Here is a 17,507-nt window from a genome sequence, read left to right as displayed (position 1 = left end):
AAATATTTAATTGACTCTATAAATATACAATATTATAATCATACTTAATTTAAAGAATCGATTTGAGGAGGAACTTATGAAAGTCGCAATTATTGGAGCCACTGGATATGGGGGCATTGAGTTAATTCGTTTATTAGAACAACATCCATATTTTTCGATAGCATCTCTTCATTCTTTTTCGCAAGTTGGTGAGTGTATAACAAATGTATATCCGCATCTTCGAAATGTCCTTTTTCATACGTTACAAGAAATTGATGTGAAGACAATAGGGAAAGAAGCAGAAATCGTATTTCTAGCAACCCCAGCAGGAGTATCGGCGGAGTTAACTCCCAAGTTAGTAGCAGAAGGTTTAAAAGTAATTGACCTATCTGGAGACTTTCGTATGATAGATCCTTCGTCATATGAACTGTGGTATAAAAGGCCAGCAGCGAAAGAAGAAATTCTTAGAAAAGCAGTGTATGGGTTAAGTGAATGGAAAAGGACTGAGATTCAAAAGGCAAATTTAATTGCAAACCCAGGATGTTTTGCTACAGCCACATTGCTAGCGATAGCGCCGTTAATACGTAGTAGCATGATTGAAGAAGATTCGATTATTATTGATGCGAAATCAGGGGTATCAGGAGCAGGAAAAACACCAACAACAATGACTCATTTTCCTGAGCTATACGATAACTTACATATCTATAAAGTAAACCAGCATCAGCACGTTCCAGAGATTGAGCAAATGCTTACAGAATGGAATAGTGAATCACAGCCAATTACATTTAGCACACATTTAATACCGATATCACGAGGAATTATGATTACACTTTATGCAAAAGTAAAACAAAAGATGGAAATAAAGCAACTTCAAAAATTGTATGAAGAAACGTATGAACAATCGCCTTTCATCCGAATTTGTACGCAAGGGAAATTTCCAAGTCCAAAAGAAGTGAGAGGCTCAAATTATTGTGATATTGGCATAGCTTACGATGAAAGAACTGAAAGAGTTACGGTCGTTTCTGTTATAGACAATATGATGAAAGGCGCGGCTGGGCAAGCGATTCAAAATGCAAACATAATAGCGGGACTAGAAGAGACAACAGGTTTACAACATATGCCGCTTTATCTATAAGGGGGACATGATGATTAAAGTAGCGTCTATTACAAAATTAGAAAATGGTTCAATTGTAACGCCTAAAGGCTTTTCGGCAATTGGTACTGTAAATGGTCTGAAAAAGGAGAAAAAGGATTTAGGTGCCATCGTTTGTGATGTACCAGCATCATGTGCCGCTGTGTATACAACGAATCAAATACAAGCAGCTCCTTTGCAAGTAACGAAGGATAGTATAACGGCAGAAGGGAAGTTACAAGCAATTATCGTTAATAGTGGAAATGCAAATGCTTGTACTGGAATGAAAGGATTACAAGACGCATACGAGATGCGCGCATTAGGGGCGGAACATTTTGGGATGAAAGAAAATTACGTTGCAGTAGCTTCAACAGGTGTAATTGGTGTTCCACTGCCGATGGATATAATCCGAAAGGGAGTTGCAACTCTTATACCGACGAAGGAAGAAAGTGAAGCATATTGTTTTTCTGAAGCAATTTTAACGACGGATCTTATCACGAAAGAAACTTGTTATGAAATGATTATTGATGGGAAGAAAGTGGCGATTGCGGGTGTTGCAAAAGGTTCAGGGATGATTCATCCGAATATTGCAAACAGTGTTATCCCAAATTACGAATCATACATTTAATCAAATTACGGTAGATGGAGATACTTCTACGAATGATATGGTCATCGTTATGGCAAGTGCATTATCAGAAACAAGACCGATAAATATGGAACATACAGATTGGGAAACTTTCGTATGTGCTTTACAGAAGGTATGTGAAGATTTAGCGAAAAAAATTGCGCAAGATGGTGAAGGAGCTACGAAGTTAATAGAAGTAAATGTGCTAGGAGCTCAAACGAATGAAGAGGCAAAAAAAATTGCAAAGCAAATAGTCGGTTCGAGTCTTGTGAAAACAGCAATACATGGTGAAGACCCAAACTGGGGGCGAATTATTAGCAGTATTGGACAAAGTGAAGTAGTTATTAATCCGAACACAATTGACATTACTCTTCAATCTATATCGGTATTAAAAAATAGTGAGCCTCAAATATTTTCTGAAGAAGAAATGAAAGAGAGATTACAAGAAGATGAAATAGTCATTAATGTGTACTTACACTTAGGTGAAGAGACAGGATCAGCTTGGGGCTGTGACTTAAGCTATGAATATGTGAAAATAAATGCTTGTTATCGTACATAAGGAGAGAGAAGATGAGCGATTATATTGTAGTGAAATGCGGCGGTAGTATGTTGAATCAATTAAATGATGTGTTTTTTGAATGTATAAAGAAATTGCAACAGAAGTATAAAGTAGTGATTGTTCATGGTGGTGGACCAGAAATTGATGCCAAATTAAAAGATTGTAACATCAACGTAGAAAAAAGAGATGGATTACGGATAACACCAAAAGAAGTTATGGATGTTGTTCAAATGGTGCTATGCGGAAGTATGAATAAAAAACTCGTAATGAATTTACAAAAGCATAATTTACTTGCTGTAGGTTGTTCAGGGTGTGACGGCAATTTACTTCAAGTTCAACCTGTCAGCGAGGAGATAGGATATGTGGGAGAAGTAAGTTATGTAGAAACAGCCTTATTAAAAGGATTAATAAATATGGGGTATATTCCTGTTATTGCTCCAATCGGGGTAAATGGTAATGAAATTTATAACATAAATGCGGACAATGCTGCAGCTGGGATTGCGGCCGCGTTAGGGGCAAAAGAGCTGATTTTTATTACGGATGTAGATGGAATATTACATGAAGGGAATTTGGTAAAGGAAACGGATGAATCTGAAATTGCTACTTTTATAGAAACAGGTGTTATTACAGGTGGGATGATTCCGAAAGTACAGGCGGCACTAGCATCATTAAAAATGGGAGTGCAAAAGATAAGTATTGTGAATGGTACAAAAGATTTTACTGAGGTTACGGGAGAGTGTATTGGAACGACGGTAACGAAAGGCGTGAGTATTGCATGACGAGTCATCTTTTTCAAACGTATGGCAGAAGAACTATTGAGTTTGTAAAGGGAACTGGAACGAAAGTTATTGATAATAACGGTAAGGAATATTTAGATTTCACATCAGGAATTGGCGTATGTAATTTAGGACATTGTCACCCTACTGTTCTCAAAGGTGTACAAGAGCAACTTGATGATATATGGCATATATCTAACCTGTTTACAAACAGCTTACAAGAAGAAGTTGCGTCATTATTAACAGAAAATAGAGCATTAGATTATGTGTTTTTCTGTAATAGTGGGGCAGAGGCAAATGAAGCGGCTTTAAAGTTAGCACGTAAGCATACTGGAAAATCTCTCGTCGTAACATGCCAGCAGTCTTTTCACGGTAGAACATTTGGAACGATGAGTGCAACAGGCCAAGATAAGGTGAAAGAAGGATTTGGTCCATTACTTCCATCTTTTTTACATATCCCTTTTAACGATATTAAAGCATTAGAGGAAGTAATGAATGAAGAAGTTGCGGCGGTAATGGTAGAAGTAGTTCAAGGAGAGGGAGGAGTAATACCTGCTGATCTATCTTTTTTGAAAGAGATTGAAACATTATGTAATAAGTTCGGTTCCTTATTTATTATAGACGAAGTACAAACGGGGATAGGAAGAACTGGAACACTATTCGCTTATGAACAAGTGGGAATAGAGCCTGATATCGTTACCGTTGCAAAGGCACTTGGGAATGGGATTCCTGTCGGAGCGATGATTGGCGGGAAAGAGCTCGGAACGTCGTTTACTGCAGGATCACACGGTTCAACTTTTGGCGGGAATTACATCGCGATGGCTGCAGCGAAAGAAGTATTGCAAGTGAGTAAAAAACCATCGTTTTTAAAAGAAGTACAAGAAAAAGGCGAGTACGTATTAGAGAAGTTGCAAGAGGAATTACAGCATGTCGGATGTATTCAAAATATACGTGGTAAGGGGCTTATGATTGGGATTGAGTGTAAGCATGAAGTTGCAAGTTTTATAGAACAACTAGAAAACGAAGGACTTCTCGTATTACAAGCAGGCCCTAATGTTATAAGACTATTACCGCCACTCATTGTCACGAATGAAGAGTTAGAACAGGCAGTATATATAATAAAAAAAGTAGTTTGTACAAAAAACGTATCAATCATATAAGGGGGAAGTTTCATGTCAACTGTACAAGTACCGAAATTAAATACGAAAGATCTTTTAACACTAGAAGAATTAACGAAAGAAGAAATTATTTCTTTAATTGAGTTCGCTATATATTTAAAAAAGAATAAGCAAGAGCCTTTATTACAAGGCAAAATATTAGGGCTTATTTTTGATAAGCATTCAACTCGTACTCGCGTATCTTTTGAAGCGGGAATGGTACAGCTCGGGGGACATGGTATGTTTTTAAGTGGGAAAGAGATGCAAATGGGGAGAGGAGAAACCGTTTCAGATACTGCGAAAGTATTATCGCAGTATATTGACGGGATCATGATACGTACATTCTCCCACGCGGATGTAGAAGAGCTTGCAAAAGAATCAAGTATTCCTGTTATTAACGGTTTAACGGATGATCATCATCCTTGTCAAGCATTGGCAGACCTCATGACGATATATGAAGAAACAAATACATTTAAAGGAATAAAATTGGCTTACGTAGGTGACGGAAATAATGTATGTCATTCATTGTTGCTAGCGAGTGCAAAAGTCGGAATGCATATGACTGTTGCAACGCCTGTAGGATATGAACCGAATGAAGAGATTGTAAAAAAAGCGTTAGCGATTGCCAAGGAAACAGGAGCTGAAATTGAAGTTTTGCATGATCCTGAATTAGCGGTGAATGAAGCTGATTTCATTTATACTGACGTTTGGATGAGCATGGGGCAAGAGGGCGAAGAAGAGAAATATTCTTTATTTCAGCCATACCAAATCAATAACGAACTTGCTAAGCATGCGAAGCAAACATATCGTTTCTTACACTGTTTACCTGCCCATCGTGAAGAAGAAGTAACAGGAGAAATTATAGATGGACCACATTCTATCGTCTTTGAGCAAGCTGGTAATCGATTGCATGCTCAAAAAGCGTTATTAGTGAGTTTATTTAAAAATGTAGAAGAGCCTTCCTAAAAGGGAGGTTTTTTTATATTAAAATGTCATATGTATATTTAGTTAACCATTTCGATATCATTTATAATAAAAGAGAAAACTAAATTTGTTTTTCAGAGTGTGTAAGGACATACTACATATAAAAATATAGTTAAAGAGATGATGAGGGTGAAAACAACTAAGAAAACATATTCGTTTTTTCAGCGGATGTGGAGAATATTAAAGTTTCAATATTATAAGTTGCTTCGATCGCCAGAAGGCGCAAAGAAAGTATCGTTAGGGTTTGCTATAGGATTCGGCTTAGAAATGTTAGTCATTTATACGGCATCGCTCGTATATGTAATATTTTATCCAATCGTCAGGTTAGCAAAGGGATCTTTTCCTGCGGCAGTTATTGGCAATATTATTGGGAAAATATCGTTTCTCCCAGTATTTTTATTTCCGCTTGCGTATGCGCTAGGAAAAATGATTTATCCATTTCATGTACAGAAAATTCATCATGAACCATTTAAGATATCGGACTTGTTTTCAAGTCACATTTTTACGATATTAAAGAGCTTATTACAAAGTGAAGTGTATGTATTAATTGGAATGACGATTTTAGGAGTTGTGTTTGGTCTCATTTCGTATTTCGTTGTGCATTATTTATACGAAAAGAACCGTAAGTTACGCTTGAAGAAAAGGAAGAAACGAGTGAGAGAACCACTTGTACAATTATAAACAATGTCACATCCATTTTCTCCTTTGAATATGTTTAAGAAAAAGGAGGAGAGGATAATGTATTATTATTACGTACCTCAAGTATATCCATATGTAAATTATTATCCGGTTTATGATACGAGTAGACAATACGAATTATATCGGCAACAACAATTACAGCAATTATCACAAATACCACAAATACCACAACAACAGCCTACACAGGAAAAAAAACCATATTTAACAACATGGCCATATTCCAATGTGTACTATGGTAATTATTACGAATCATAAAGCTGCTTCTATTTAGAAGCAGCTTTATACGTTTGTTTTCAAAATTAAATTTTGAATGGTTTGAAGAGAATGAATGAGCTTTTCGCGCTCTTCCTCAGATAATGTTTGGAAATTTTCTTTTAGTTTGTCTAAAATGAATTGCTGATACTGATTTACTAATAATTTCCCTTCAGCTGTTAGAGAAATTAAAATGACCCGTCGATCTTTTTCGCTATAATGACGCTCTATTAGTTCTTCTTGAATAAGTTTGTTTAATAGAGGTGTCATGTTAGGCCGTGAAATCGCTAGCCGCTTGCCGATTTCGGAAACTGCTAATGTGCCGTTTTCATGCAAAAGCAGTAATACTTGTGTATGTGATGGCGGCATATGTCTTTGAGAAGAAAATTCTCCAGGAAGCATAAATTTGCGATAAAAAAGAGGCACTAGCGAAAGAAGATGATCAACAATACGTTCCCACTCGCGTGATTCCATATAAAGGCCCCCTTCCACTCTCATTGTAACAAAAAAGACATGTTATAAAAATAGAATTGTTTCATGGGAATTTTAATATTTGTAGGCCAACACTTTTTTTGTAAATGAATCGGCAATAATCGTATAGCCTTTATCATTTGGGTGTACTTGGTCAAAGAGCAATTCTTTTTTATCATTCGATATTAATTTACGAATTGGCAAAACGATAGATGGTTGATTCACTTTTGCAATGGAATAAACGGATTCATTCCAGCCGTCTAAAAACATATCTGCATAACTTGCGATGGAGTCATCGAGTTGTAACGGGTTATAGAGTTCAGAAAGAATGAGTAAAGCATCCGGATTTTGATCTCGGACTGTCTTTACAATATTTTTTACATCCGCTTCAAAATGAGCTTTTTCTTTATTTAACATTTTAATACCGTCTATAACACCGACATCACGATTTAAGCGAAATAAATTATTTCCTCCAATATTAATGGTAATGATATTTGCTGCTCTAATTTTTTGCTTTACATCTTCTGATTGAACTTTTTTAGCGAGACGATCTGTTGTAAGACCGTTTATCCCAAGGTTTTCTACAGTAATTGGTTTATGAATTTGTGCTTCTATTTGTTTAGAGGCTAATTCAGCAAATCCACCTTGTGTTGATCCATATCCTTTGGCGAGCGAATCACCTAGTACGAGATGATAAAAGGAATCGTTTGTTTGCTTATCAATCCAACTTGGAGTAGATGTTTTTTCTGTTTTTTCTTCGGGTTCATTTTGTTTTGTCTCGTCGTTCTTTTCAAAATAAGAATAAGAAATGATCAGAAGGAGGAGACAAACAATTGTTAAGATGACTTTTTTCATAAATTCATCCTCCTTGTAATTGGTAATTGTATCATATTCAGCAGTATTAGCAATGTAAGGGCATATTATATGTTTATGAAAAGTTTATAATAACTTTACAGAAAATTTGTTGAAGTTTGTCAAAAAATATTGACGATAGGAAAGAACTTTATATATGATAATGTCAGATAAGGTGAAATTTTAATTAGTGGGAGCTTTATTTCCTATTAATTGTTAGTCTTCATCAATCGGGCGTTTAAGGGGACTACTCGTTAGCGCAGGGTGAAATGAAAATTGTGTCTCTAATAGAAGAAAAAAGGTATGTGGTTAGAGACAGATAGGGATTCATTTCATTATTTCTGGTAATTGTATAAGGGGGATTTTTTGTGAAAAAGTCAAAAAAAATGCTAGCTGGAGCAACTCTTGCGATTGGTGTAATGGCACCGCAAGTAATGCCAGCAACAGCTCATGCAGATGAGAACACTGGGGAGAGTACAGTTAACTTACGAATTCTAGAAACATCAGATATTCACGTTAACTTAATGAATTACGATTATTATCAAACGAAAACAGATAATAAAGTAGGTCTTGTACAAACGGCAACACTCGTTAATAAAGCACGTGAAGAAGTGAAAAACTCTGTCCTATTTGATGATGGGGATGCATTACAAGGGACACCGCTTGGGGATTACGTAGCGAATAAAATAAAAGATCCGAAGAATCCTGTGGATCCTAGTTATACACATCCATTATATCGTGTAATGAATTTAATGAAGTATGACGTCATCTCTCTTGGGAATCATGAATTTAACTACGGTTTAGATTATTTAAACAAGGTGATTGAAAAAACGGATTTCCCGGTTATTAACTCGAATGTATATAAAGTTGACCATGATGATAAGGAAGAGAACGATGAAAATTATTTTAAACCATATCATATTTTAAAGAAAGAAGTAGTGGATGAAGCAGGCCAAAAACAAATAGTGAAAATTGGTGTAATGGGATTTGTTCCACCACAAATCATGAACTGGGATAAAGCGAACTTAGAAGGAAAAGTAAAAGCGAAAGACATCGTCGCAACAGCAAAAATAATGGTGAAAAAAATGCAAGATGAGGGTGCGGATATTATCGTTGCATTGGCTCATTCAGGCGTCGATAAGAGCGAATATAAAGAAGCGAATAAAATGGAAAATGCATCATATCATTTAGCAACACAAGTTCCTGGCGTAGATGCAGTATTAATGGGACATTCACATACTGAAGTGAAGGATGTATTTAATGGTGTTCCAGTTGTAATGCCGGGTGTTTTTGGTAGTAACTTAGGTATTATTGATATGCAATTGAAAAAGGTAAACGGAAAATGGGAAGTGCAAAAAGATCAATCTAAGCCACAACTTCGCCCGATTGCTAATAGTAAAGGTACCCCATTAGTAGAATCTGATCAAAAATTAGTTAATGAAATTAAAGATGAACATGAAAAGACAATCGAATATGTAAATACACATGTAGGTGAAACGAAAGCACCAATTAATAGTTATTTTTCATTAGTACAAGATGATCCTTCCGTACAAATTGTGACAAATGCGCAAAAATGGTATGTAGAAGAAGAACTTAAAAAACCAGAGTACGAAAAGATTAAAGATATTCCGGTTTTATCTGCAGGCGCACCATTTAAAGCAGGTGGCCGAAACGGTGCTACATATTATACGGATATTCCAGCTGGAACGTTAGCGATTAAAAACGTTGCAGATTTATATGTATATCCAAATACGTTATATGCTGTAAAAGTAAATGGGGCACAAGTGAAAGAATGGCTTGAAATGTCTGCAGGTCAGTTTAATCAAATTGATCCAAAGAAAACAGAAGAACAGCCGTTAGTAAATATAGGGTATCCTACATATAACTTTGATATTTTAGATGGCTTAAAATACGAAATTGATGTAACACAACCGGCGAAATACGATAAAGATGGAAAAGTTGTAAATGCAAATACGAATCGTATTGTAAATATGACATATGAAGGTAAGCCAGTAGCTGACAAGCAAGAGTTCATCGTCGCTACAAATAACTATCGTGGAAGTAGCCAAACGTTCCCAGGTGTAAGTAAAGGGGAAGTTGTATACCAATCACAAGATGAAACACGTCAAATCATTGTGAAGTATATGCAAAAAATAAAAGATATTGATCCAGCAGCTGATCAAAATTGGACATTTAAACCGATTGTTGCAGATAAATTAAATACAACATTTGATTCTTCACCAAATGCACAAAAGTATATAAAGAAAGATGGAAAGATTTCATATGTTGGACCATCTGAAAATGAATTTGCGAAATATGCAATTGATATAACGAAGAAAAATGATGATAAAGAAACTGGTGAAGGAAACCCAACAACACCGCCGAAAGGTGATGGAGAAAATCCGACGACACCACCAAAAGGTGATGGAGAAAACCCAACAACACCGCCAACAGAAGAAGGTAATAATGGTAATGAACCAAAGCAAGATGGAAACAATACTGGATCTGGACAAACTACAACAGATGATCAAAATACAAAAGAAACAACAACTGTAAGTGAAAATAAAGAAGCTGAAAAAGATGAACGTGATTTACCGAAAACAGGTGCAAGTATTGCTTCTACAATTGGAGCTGGTCTTGCGTTTGTTGGAGCGGGATTACTTCTGTTATTTAGAAGAAAGAAAGCGAATAGATAGTCAAGAAATATAAAAAGGATTACCGATTTGGTAATCCTTTTTGTTATATTATGAAACTGGTACTGCTTTTTCTTTTTTCCATGAAAGACCGAATCCAGTAAAACCGACAATAATGGTTACGACTGGACATGCTAAACAGAAGATTGCGTATGGCAGGTAATCGAATGTTGGAACGCTAAGAACGTTTGTTAAGAATACGCCACTTACACCCCATGGTACGAGTGGATTAATTACTGTACCAGCATCTTCTAATACTCGTGATAAATTACGACGTTCTAAACCGACTTCATCGTATTTATTAGCAAATGCTTGTCCTGTTAAAACGATGGATAAGTACTGCTCACCAAGTAAGAAGTTTACACCAATTGCAGTTGAAGCAGTAGAAATAATTAAGCGTGTACTAGTTTTTACGAAGCTAGAGATAATATTCATCAGCTGCGCTATAATACCCATTCCTTGTAATAATCCTCCCATACAAAGAGCTAGGAAAATAAGAGCAATTGACATCATCATACTTTGCAGGCCACCGCGAGATAATAAGCTATCAATATCTTTGATACCAGTTTTAGAAACGTAACCGTCTTGCATAATTTTAATTAAATCAGCTAAAGAAGTGCTAGGTTTAAAAATAAAGAGAATAATAATTCCTACCACAATTCCTGCAAGTAATGTTGGAACTGCGGGTACCTTTTTAAATGCGAATAGGAACAGTAATAAAATAGGAATCAGTGTAACGATAGAAATCGTTGCATTTTTTTCTAGTGTGTTAATAAATGCTGAGAAATCAACGTTTCCACCAGATCCGCTTCCTAAAATGAAAAATGCGATAAAAGCAATAATGAAAGCTGGCACTGTTGTCCAAAGCATGTTACGAATATGTTCAAATAAATCTACACCCGTTACAGCAGGCGCTAAGTTTGTTGTATCAGATAAAGGAGACATTTTATCTCCGAAGAATGCACCAGAAATAATTGCACCAGCAATAAGAGCTGGATCGTATCCAAGGGCAGTACCCATTCCCATAAAAGCAAGTCCTACAGTTGCAGCAGTTGTAAAAGCACTACCGATACTCGTTCCAACAATTGCACAAACAACAAAAACAGTTGGAACGAAAATTTTTGGAGATACAAGCTGGAAGCCGTATACCATTAAAGTCGGAATAGTTCCAGCTGCGATCCAAACGCTAATTAATACGCCTACAAGTAAGAAAATAAATATAGATGGAATACCAGCTGAAATACTACTAATCATCCCTTTCTCCATAGTAGACCAAGAGATTCTCTTCAGGAATCCAAATGCTAATAAAAGAACGATACCAAATAAAATTGGAATGTGTGGTGAAACTTCTAATTGAATAACACTAAAACCAATACAGAAAAAGATAAAAATTGTTAAAAGAACAGACTCAATTTTTGAAACCATTGTTTTCCCCTCCTAAGTAATGTAAAATAGCTCTTTTTTATATAAAATTCGCCAATATTGTATATTTCCTTCTAAAATTTAGAATTTTGTGACAAATTACCGGTAATTGTTAGTCCTTCTATATGATACGGAAATGATTGGATAAAAAAACGTCCCTGCATATAATTATGCAGGGACGAAGAAATCGCGGTACCACCCTAGCTTGTGAAATGAATGCGTCACAAAATAAAGGGTCATATGATATGCGCTTATAAAATAAAAAACGCCCCTGCAATATATGCAGGGACGAAAAATTCGCGGTACCACCCTAAATTGTGAAACAGTGTCGTTTCACCACTCTTTAGACATAACGGTCTATAACCGTCTTTCACTACTCCTCACGTTTCGTAAAAGAAGCTCCAGGGGGTAATTCATAATTCGCTCTGTACTGGTTCGCACCGACCACCAGCTCTCTGAAATCAGAAATCGAAATACTACTAAATCCTATCAACGCCGATTCATATGATGTTAGTTAAATTTTTATCATATTTTCATCTTACATGTCAATAAAAATATTAAATGTTTTTTTAGGGAAATAAAGGATAATTGTTTTTAACGCTGTAAAAATGTACGTTATAATGAATTTGAAAGGGGGAGGAAAGAGTGAAGAAAAAAATAATTCTTTTTACCACTTTATTAGTTATTGGAGGAAGTGCTGGAATTTACACAGCTTTTGCGGCTGAATCAGAGCAGTTGAAACAAAAGCAAATACAACAGTCAGAAGTGAAGAAATTAAAAGAAATAGAAGAGAAGAAATCAATGGAAAAAGCAGCAGAAAAACTAGGAGTTTCTACTGAGGGGAAAACAAAAGAAGAGGTTACGAAAGAAGTAAATACCGCTAGATTTGAGAAGCGTCATGATTTATTAATTGAGCACGCTAAGCAACTTGGAATTGATACAGAGGGGAAAAAAGATGAAGAAATTATTTTAGAAATTGGAAAGATACAGCATGGAAAGTAGAACAACTTATCGTATGATAAGTTGTTCTTTTTTAAGAACTATTTGATTTTAAAATAATTGACAGTCATTCGGATTTAATGTTAACTATATTTATAAACAAGTTAACATTAGGGGTGACAATTGTGACAATAAATAGTAGAACGATTGAAAAATCATCTTATACATATGAAGAATTAGCAGAGAAAAATAAAGCTTACGTATGGCACCCATTTACACAAATGAAAGATTATTTAGAAGAAGATCCTGTCATTATTGAACGTGGAGAGGGAAGAAAACTATACGATGTAAATGGTAATGAATATTGGGATGGTGTTTCATCTATATGGTTAAATGTTCACGGACATCAAGTACCGGAATTAGATGAAGCAATTCGTGAGCAATTAAATAAAATTGCTCATTCTACTATGTTAGGACTTGCTAACGTTCCATCTATTTTATTAGCAGAAAAAATTATTGAGGTTGTACCAGATGGATTGAAGAAGGTATTCTATTCTGATTCAGGTTCTACCGCTGTTGAAATTGCAATTAAGATGGCTTTCCAATATTGGCAGCATAAAGGGAAACCAAAGAAACAAAGATTCGTTACATTAAAAGAAGCATATCACGGTGATACAATTGGAGCTGTTTCAGTAGGAGCAATAGACTTGTTTCACCAAGTGTATAGTTCGCTCTTATTTGATGCGATTAAAATGCCGTATCCATATACATATCGTTCTCCTTACGGAAATAATAAGGAGGAAATTGTAAAAAGCCATTTAGAAGAAATGGAAGAATTGTTGAAAGAAAAGCATGAAGAAGTAGCTGCCATCATTGTAGAGCCATTAATGCAAGGTGCTGGCGGGATGATTACAATGCCAAAAGGATATTTAAAAGGACTGCGCGATTTATGTACTAAGTACAATGTATTATTTATTACAGATGAGGTAGCAACTGGATTTGGGCGTACAGGGAAAATGTTTGCTTGTGAACATGAAAATGTGACGCCAGACATTTTAACTGCTGGGAAAGGTTTAACAGGTGGATATTTACCAATTGCAGTTACGGTAACGACAGATGAAATATATAATGCCTTCTTAGGAGAATATGAAGAACAAAAAACATTTTTCCATGGACATAGCTACACAGGCAATCCGTTAGGGTGTGCCGTAGCAATCGCGAATCTAGAACTATATGAAAAAACAAATTTAATAGAAGAAGTGGCACGTAAAACGGATTATGTGGCAGCGCAATTAGAAAAGCTCTTTGCTTATAAACATGTAGGTGATATTCGTCAGTGCGGATTAATGGTTGGTATTGAGCTTGTGAAGAATAAGGAAACGAAAGAAGCGTTTGACTGGACAGAGAGAGTCGGTGTTCAAGTATGTAAACGCTCAAGAGAGCTGGGTATGATTTTACGACCGCTAGGTAACACGATTGTATTTATGCCGCCACTTGCTTCTACTTTTGAAGAGATTGATGATATGTTACGCATTTTATATAAGGCAATCTCGGATGTTACGGAGGGAGAATAATGAGTGGTTTTTTCATAACAGCAACTGATACTGAAGTTGGAAAAACAGTAGTTGCAGGTGCTATAGCAGGTGTATTTAGAGAATTAGGATATAACGTAGGGGTATATAAACCGTTACAAAGTGGGCATGTTGCATCAAACCCTGAGGGAGATGCGGCAAGGTTAAAATCATTATCAGGTGTACCGACACCAGAAAATGAAATTTGCCCTTATTCTATTGAAGAACCACTTGCTCCGAGACTTGCCATGAAAAGAGCTGGAAGAGTAGTAAAGTTAAAAGAAATTACTGATTACTATAATGAACTATTAAAAGAGTTTAATAGCTTATTTGTAGAAGGAGCAGGTGGGCTTGCTGTCCCATATACAGAAGATGCTTTAGTAATTGATTTTGCAAAAGAATTACAGTTGCCTCTTATTGTAGTAGCTCGTCCTACATTAGGAACAGTAAATCATACAGTGTTAACGATTGCTTACGCAAAGGCGCATGGCTTAACCGTAGCGGGTGTCATTTTATCAGGTTGCAAAGAATGTGAAATGGAAAGAGTGCAAGAAAATAAAGAGATGATTGAAGAGCTGAGCGGGGTACCAGTTTTAGGATTATTACCATTCTTTGAAGGTGAGTTTACGAAAGAAGAAGTATTAGAATCTGCAAAAGAACATATTATGATTTCAAAATTAGAGGAGTTTATCCAAAATGAATCAAACGTGGCGGGCGCACCTTCAATCTAAATTACAACAATTACATGAGCAAGGGCAGTATCGTGATTTGCATGTAACAGAGGAGGCAGAAGAGACTTGGCTTATTCGAGATAAAAAAAGGATGTTAAATTTAGCGTCAAATAATTATTTAGGGTTAGCTGGAGATGAAAGGTTAAAAGAAGCTGCTATTGCCTGTACAAAAAGATATGGAACTGGAGCGACTGCCTCTCGTCTCGTTGTAGGAAATCATCCATTATATGAAGAGGTTGAGAGAAGCATATGTGACTGGAAAGGTACTGAAAGAGCTTTAATTGTAAATAGTGGGTATACGGCAAATATAGGTGCCATATCTTCTTTAGCCTCTCGGCACGATATTGTTTTTAGTGATAAGTTAAATCACGCAAGTATTGTTGATGGAATCATATTAAGCGGGGCAGAGCATAAAAGGTATCGTCATAATGATTTGGATCATTTAGAGAAGCTGTTGAAAACAGCGTCACCTGAAAAAAGGAAATTAATCGTAACAGATACTGTTTTTAGTATGGATGGTGATACTGCGTATTTGAGAGATTTAGTACAGCTGAAAGAGAAATACGGGGCAATCATTATAGTCGATGAAGCACATGCGAGTGGAATATATGGAATCGGCGGAGCTGGGTTATCTCATATAGAAAAAAATCTTGCTCAAAAAATTGATATACATATGGGGACGTTTAGCAAGGCTTTAGGGTGTTATGGTGCGTATTTGACAGGTGATGAAATTTATATAGAGTATTTACAAAATATGATGAGAAGCTTTATTTTTACTACAGCTTTACCACCAAGTACGTTAGGAGCGGTGCAAAAAGCAATTGAAATTGTAAAAGAAGATAACGAAAGAAGAGAGAACCTTATAGCAAACGGAGAATACTTCAGAGCTAAATTAAGGGATGCTGGTTTTGATATTGGGAATAGTTCAACTCATATTGTACCGATTGTAGTCGGTTCAAATGAACATGCTTTACGGTTTAGTAAAAGGTTGCAAGAGGCAGGGATTGCGGCTATTGCAATTCGTCCGCCAACTGTGCCGGTTCATAGTTCTCGAATTCGCTTTGCAGTTACATCGCAACATACAATAGCTGATTTAAAATGGGCTATTGACCGAATTATCCACATTGCGAAAGAAGAGGAGCTTTTCGTATGAATGAGCTAAAGATTATTTTTATCCCCGGATGGGGAATGGAAGAGAATATTTGGGATTTAGTACTTCCGTATTTTAAAGGATATTCTGTTCAATGCATAGATTGGCGTAATGTGAAAGAACGAAGTGAATTTGCGGAACGAATTATAGATGTAGCGCATAATGACAACGTAATATTGGTTGGATGGTCACTAGGAGCGTTAGCAGCAGTTGAAGCTTATAAAAAGATTCAGGCAAAAGGCATCGTATTAATTGGTGGTACTGCTAAATTTACAAATACGAGCGATTACAGTAACGGATGGAATGCTTTGCATGTAGAACGGCTGAAAAGGAATTTGGCGAGAAGGAAAGAAGATACGCTCAAGCGGTTTTATGAAAATATGTTTACGAAAGATGAGCTAAAAGAGAATAAAAACTTTGAAGACATTGTAGACCGTTTTAAAGGTGATTCTATTCAGTCTTTACAACTAGGTTTGGATTATTTAATAGAAACAGATATGAGAGAAGAACTAAAAGAAATTAAAGTACCTATACTACTTATTCACGGAGAACAGGATGTAATATGCCCATTGTCTGCGGCACGTAGTATGACGGAAAATAGCAGCAGCGAGCTGAAAGTAGTAAGTGAAGCAGGGCATGCATTATGTGCGACGAATTTTGAATATTGCGCAAATGAGATAATTCAATTTGTAGAGGGGATACGACATGATCAACAAAACGTTACTACAAAAACGGTTTAATGGGGCAGCCGTATCTTACGATCGATATGCAAATGTACAAAAAAAGATGGCACATTCATTACTTTCAATCTTAAAGGAACGATATAGTGAAACGGCATCAATACGTATTTTAGAACTGGGATGCGGGACGGGGTATGTAACAGAGCAATTATCAAAGTTATTTCCGAAAGCACATATTACAGCAGTTGATTTTGCTGAAAGTATGATTGCGATTGCGCAAACTAGACAAAATGTAAAAAATGTAACGTTTCACTGTGAAGATATTGAGCGATTACGATTAGAAGAATCATATGATGTCATTATTTCAAATGCTACATTTCAATGGTTAAATAATTTACAACAAGTGTTAAGAAATTTATTTCAACATTTGTCTATAGATGGGATATTACTCTTTTCAACGTTTGGACATGAAACGTTTCAAGAATTGCATGCTTCGTTCCAACGTGCGAAAGAAGAAAGAAATATAAAAAATGAAACATCGATTGGTCAACGTTTTTATTCAAAAGATCAGTTGCTTCATATATGTAAGATAGAAACAGGGGATGTGCATGTTTCTGAAACATGTTACATAGAGAGTTTTACAGAAGTTAAGGAGTTTCTGCATTCTATTCGAAAAGTAGGAGCAACTAATAGCAATGAAGGATCATATTGTCAAAGTCCCTCACTCTTTCGTGCGATGCTACGCATATACGAAAGAGACTTCACGGGAAATGGAGGGATAATGGCAACGTATCATGCTTTATTTATACATATAACAAAAGAGGGGAAGAGATGA

The 17,507-nt window shown here is 36.0% G+C and carries 16 protein-coding genes, 1 pseudogene and 1 other annotated feature; of the genes and pseudogenes, 14 read left to right on the top strand and 3 right to left on the bottom strand.

Annotated features, from left to right (window positions below):
- The first annotated feature begins 76 nt into the window (after nucleotides 1-76).
- From argC to ACTL4X_RS20905, 7 genes and pseudogenes are all read left to right on the top strand, one after another.
- The gene (gene argC / locus ACTL4X_RS20935) at nucleotides 77-1,114 is read left to right on the top strand and encodes an N-acetyl-gamma-glutamyl-phosphate reductase (RefSeq protein WP_000861245.1); all 1,038 of its coding nucleotides are present in this window, start codon (nucleotides 77-79) and stop codon (nucleotides 1,112-1,114) included.
- A 10-nt stretch (nucleotides 1,115-1,124) separates the two neighbouring features.
- Nucleotides 1,125-2,295, top strand: a pseudogene (argJ, locus tag ACTL4X_RS20930) (bifunctional glutamate N-acetyltransferase/amino-acid acetyltransferase ArgJ).
- An 11-nt stretch (nucleotides 2,296-2,306) separates the two neighbouring features.
- A complete protein-coding gene (gene argB / locus ACTL4X_RS20925; RefSeq protein ID WP_001286795.1) occupies nucleotides 2,307-3,074 on the top strand; it encodes an acetylglutamate kinase in 768 nt (255 codons plus the stop codon).
- The gene (locus ACTL4X_RS20920) at nucleotides 3,071-4,231 is read left to right on the top strand and encodes an acetylornithine transaminase (RefSeq protein WP_000200553.1); all 1,161 of its coding nucleotides are present in this window, start codon (nucleotides 3,071-3,073) and stop codon (nucleotides 4,229-4,231) included. The genes argB and ACTL4X_RS20920 overlap by 4 nt, the downstream gene beginning before the upstream one ends.
- A 12-nt stretch (nucleotides 4,232-4,243) precedes the next feature.
- Complete coding sequence (gene argF, locus ACTL4X_RS20915; protein WP_048538476.1) at nucleotides 4,244-5,194, top strand: ornithine carbamoyltransferase; 951 nt, start codon at nucleotides 4,244-4,246, stop codon at nucleotides 5,192-5,194.
- A gap of 138 nt (nucleotides 5,195-5,332) precedes the next feature.
- A complete protein-coding gene (locus tag ACTL4X_RS20910) occupies nucleotides 5,333-5,893 on the top strand; it encodes a DUF2062 domain-containing protein (RefSeq protein WP_002026296.1) in 561 nt (186 codons plus the stop codon).
- Between the two features lie 57 nt (nucleotides 5,894-5,950).
- On the top strand, nucleotides 5,951-6,166 hold the full coding sequence (locus ACTL4X_RS20905) for a hypothetical protein (RefSeq protein WP_000291955.1): 216 nt from the start codon (nucleotides 5,951-5,953) through the stop codon (nucleotides 6,164-6,166).
- A 24-nt stretch (nucleotides 6,167-6,190) separates the two neighbouring features.
- On the opposite strand, the gene ACTL4X_RS20900 is transcribed toward ACTL4X_RS20905, so the two are convergent.
- The gene (locus tag ACTL4X_RS20900) at nucleotides 6,191-6,637 is read right to left on the bottom strand and encodes a MarR family winged helix-turn-helix transcriptional regulator (protein WP_000445819.1); all 447 of its coding nucleotides are present in this window, start codon (nucleotides 6,635-6,637) and stop codon (nucleotides 6,191-6,193) included.
- Nucleotides 6,638-6,709: 72 nt separating this feature from the next.
- Nucleotides 6,710-7,489, bottom strand: a complete 780-nt coding sequence (locus ACTL4X_RS20895; RefSeq protein ID WP_000755838.1) for a GDSL-type esterase/lipase family protein — start codon at nucleotides 7,487-7,489, stop codon at nucleotides 6,710-6,712.
- 365 nt (nucleotides 7,490-7,854) lie between these two features.
- Here ACTL4X_RS20895 and cpdB point away from each other — a divergent pair, with 365 nt between their 5' ends.
- Nucleotides 7,855-10,182 (top strand): bifunctional 2',3'-cyclic-nucleotide 2'-phosphodiesterase/3'-nucleotidase, encoded by a 2,328-nt coding sequence (gene cpdB / locus ACTL4X_RS20890; protein ID WP_000748668.1) that lies wholly within the window; start codon nucleotides 7,855-7,857, stop codon nucleotides 10,180-10,182.
- A gap of 48 nt (nucleotides 10,183-10,230) precedes the next feature.
- Here the strand turns inward: cpdB and nhaC are convergent, their stop codons facing one another.
- Nucleotides 10,231-11,604 carry a Na+/H+ antiporter NhaC gene (gene nhaC / locus ACTL4X_RS20885; protein WP_000253736.1) on the bottom strand — a complete coding sequence of 458 codons (1,374 nt, stop codon included), beginning with the start codon at nucleotides 11,602-11,604 and terminating at the stop codon, nucleotides 10,231-10,233.
- A 278-nt stretch (nucleotides 11,605-11,882) separates the two neighbouring features.
- Nucleotides 11,883-12,103 (bottom strand) — a binding site (T-box leader).
- 143 nt (nucleotides 12,104-12,246) lie between these two features.
- On the opposite strand from nhaC, the gene ACTL4X_RS20880 reads away from it, so the two are divergent.
- The 6 genes from ACTL4X_RS20880 (at nucleotide 12,247) to bioC (ending at nucleotide 17,507) form a co-directional block, all read left to right on the top strand.
- Nucleotides 12,247-12,603, top strand: a complete 357-nt coding sequence (locus tag ACTL4X_RS20880) for a hypothetical protein (protein ID WP_000726900.1) — start codon at nucleotides 12,247-12,249, stop codon at nucleotides 12,601-12,603.
- 77 nt (nucleotides 12,604-12,680) lie between these two features.
- Entirely contained in the window at nucleotides 12,681-14,114 is a 1,434-nt protein-coding gene (bioA, locus tag ACTL4X_RS20875; RefSeq protein WP_002198144.1) for an adenosylmethionine--8-amino-7-oxononanoate transaminase, read from the top strand.
- On the top strand, nucleotides 14,114-14,842 hold the full coding sequence (gene bioD, locus ACTL4X_RS20870) for a dethiobiotin synthase (protein ID WP_000012474.1): 729 nt from the start codon (nucleotides 14,114-14,116) through the stop codon (nucleotides 14,840-14,842). Before bioA ends, bioD begins: the two co-directional genes overlap by 1 nt.
- A complete protein-coding gene (gene bioF / locus ACTL4X_RS20865; protein ID WP_001077291.1) occupies nucleotides 14,808-15,995 on the top strand; it encodes an 8-amino-7-oxononanoate synthase in 1,188 nt (395 codons plus the stop codon). Before bioD ends, bioF begins: the two co-directional genes overlap by 35 nt.
- The gene (locus ACTL4X_RS20860) at nucleotides 15,992-16,732 is read left to right on the top strand and encodes an alpha/beta fold hydrolase (RefSeq protein WP_001004168.1); all 741 of its coding nucleotides are present in this window, start codon (nucleotides 15,992-15,994) and stop codon (nucleotides 16,730-16,732) included. Before bioF ends, ACTL4X_RS20860 begins: the two co-directional genes overlap by 4 nt.
- Nucleotides 16,698-17,507, top strand: coding sequence for a malonyl-ACP O-methyltransferase BioC (gene bioC / locus ACTL4X_RS20855; RefSeq protein WP_048538475.1), 810 nt, complete (start codon nucleotides 16,698-16,700; stop codon nucleotides 17,505-17,507). The genes ACTL4X_RS20860 and bioC overlap by 35 nt, the downstream gene beginning before the upstream one ends.

Origin of the sequence: Bacillus sp. RE35 (genome assembly GCF_052146655.1) — a bacterium.
Lineage (GTDB): Bacteria > Bacillota > Bacilli > Bacillales > Bacillaceae_G > Bacillus_A > Bacillus_A cereus.
The sequence above is the reverse complement of the archived record's forward strand: the minus strand, read 5'-3'. Positions and strand labels throughout refer to the sequence as shown.

What these genes read in the sequence shown, in the direction of transcription:
- ACTL4X_RS20900 (WP_000445819.1), bottom strand. Translation starts at nt 6,637, where the DNA reads ATGGAATCACGCGAGTGGGAACGTATTGTTGATCATCTTCTTTCGCTA.
- argB (WP_001286795.1), top strand. Translation starts at nt 2,307, where the DNA reads ATGAGCGATTATATTGTAGTGAAATGCGGCGGTAGTATGTTGAATCAA.
- ACTL4X_RS20860 (WP_001004168.1), top strand. Translation starts at nt 15,992, where the DNA reads ATGAATGAGCTAAAGATTATTTTTATCCCCGGATGGGGAATGGAAGAG.
- ACTL4X_RS20910 (WP_002026296.1), top strand. Translation starts at nt 5,333, where the DNA reads ATGATGAGGGTGAAAACAACTAAGAAAACATATTCGTTTTTTCAGCGG.
- bioA (WP_002198144.1), top strand. Translation starts at nt 12,681, where the DNA reads ATGTTAACTATATTTATAAACAAGTTAACATTAGGGGTGACAATTGTG.
- ACTL4X_RS20905 (WP_000291955.1), top strand. Translation starts at nt 5,951, where the DNA reads ATGTATTATTATTACGTACCTCAAGTATATCCATATGTAAATTATTAT.
- bioC (WP_048538475.1), top strand. Translation starts at nt 16,698, where the DNA reads ATGATCAACAAAACGTTACTACAAAAACGGTTTAATGGGGCAGCCGTA.
- ACTL4X_RS20920 (WP_000200553.1), top strand. Translation starts at nt 3,071, where the DNA reads ATGACGAGTCATCTTTTTCAAACGTATGGCAGAAGAACTATTGAGTTT.
- bioF (WP_001077291.1), top strand. Translation starts at nt 14,808, where the DNA reads ATGAATCAAACGTGGCGGGCGCACCTTCAATCTAAATTACAACAATTA.
- nhaC (WP_000253736.1), bottom strand. Translation starts at nt 11,604, where the DNA reads ATGGTTTCAAAAATTGAGTCTGTTCTTTTAACAATTTTTATCTTTTTC.
- bioD (WP_000012474.1), top strand. Translation starts at nt 14,114, where the DNA reads ATGAGTGGTTTTTTCATAACAGCAACTGATACTGAAGTTGGAAAAACA.
- ACTL4X_RS20895 (WP_000755838.1), bottom strand. Translation starts at nt 7,489, where the DNA reads ATGAAAAAAGTCATCTTAACAATTGTTTGTCTCCTCCTTCTGATCATT.
- argF (WP_048538476.1), top strand. Translation starts at nt 4,244, where the DNA reads ATGTCAACTGTACAAGTACCGAAATTAAATACGAAAGATCTTTTAACA.
- argC (WP_000861245.1), top strand. Translation starts at nt 77, where the DNA reads ATGAAAGTCGCAATTATTGGAGCCACTGGATATGGGGGCATTGAGTTA.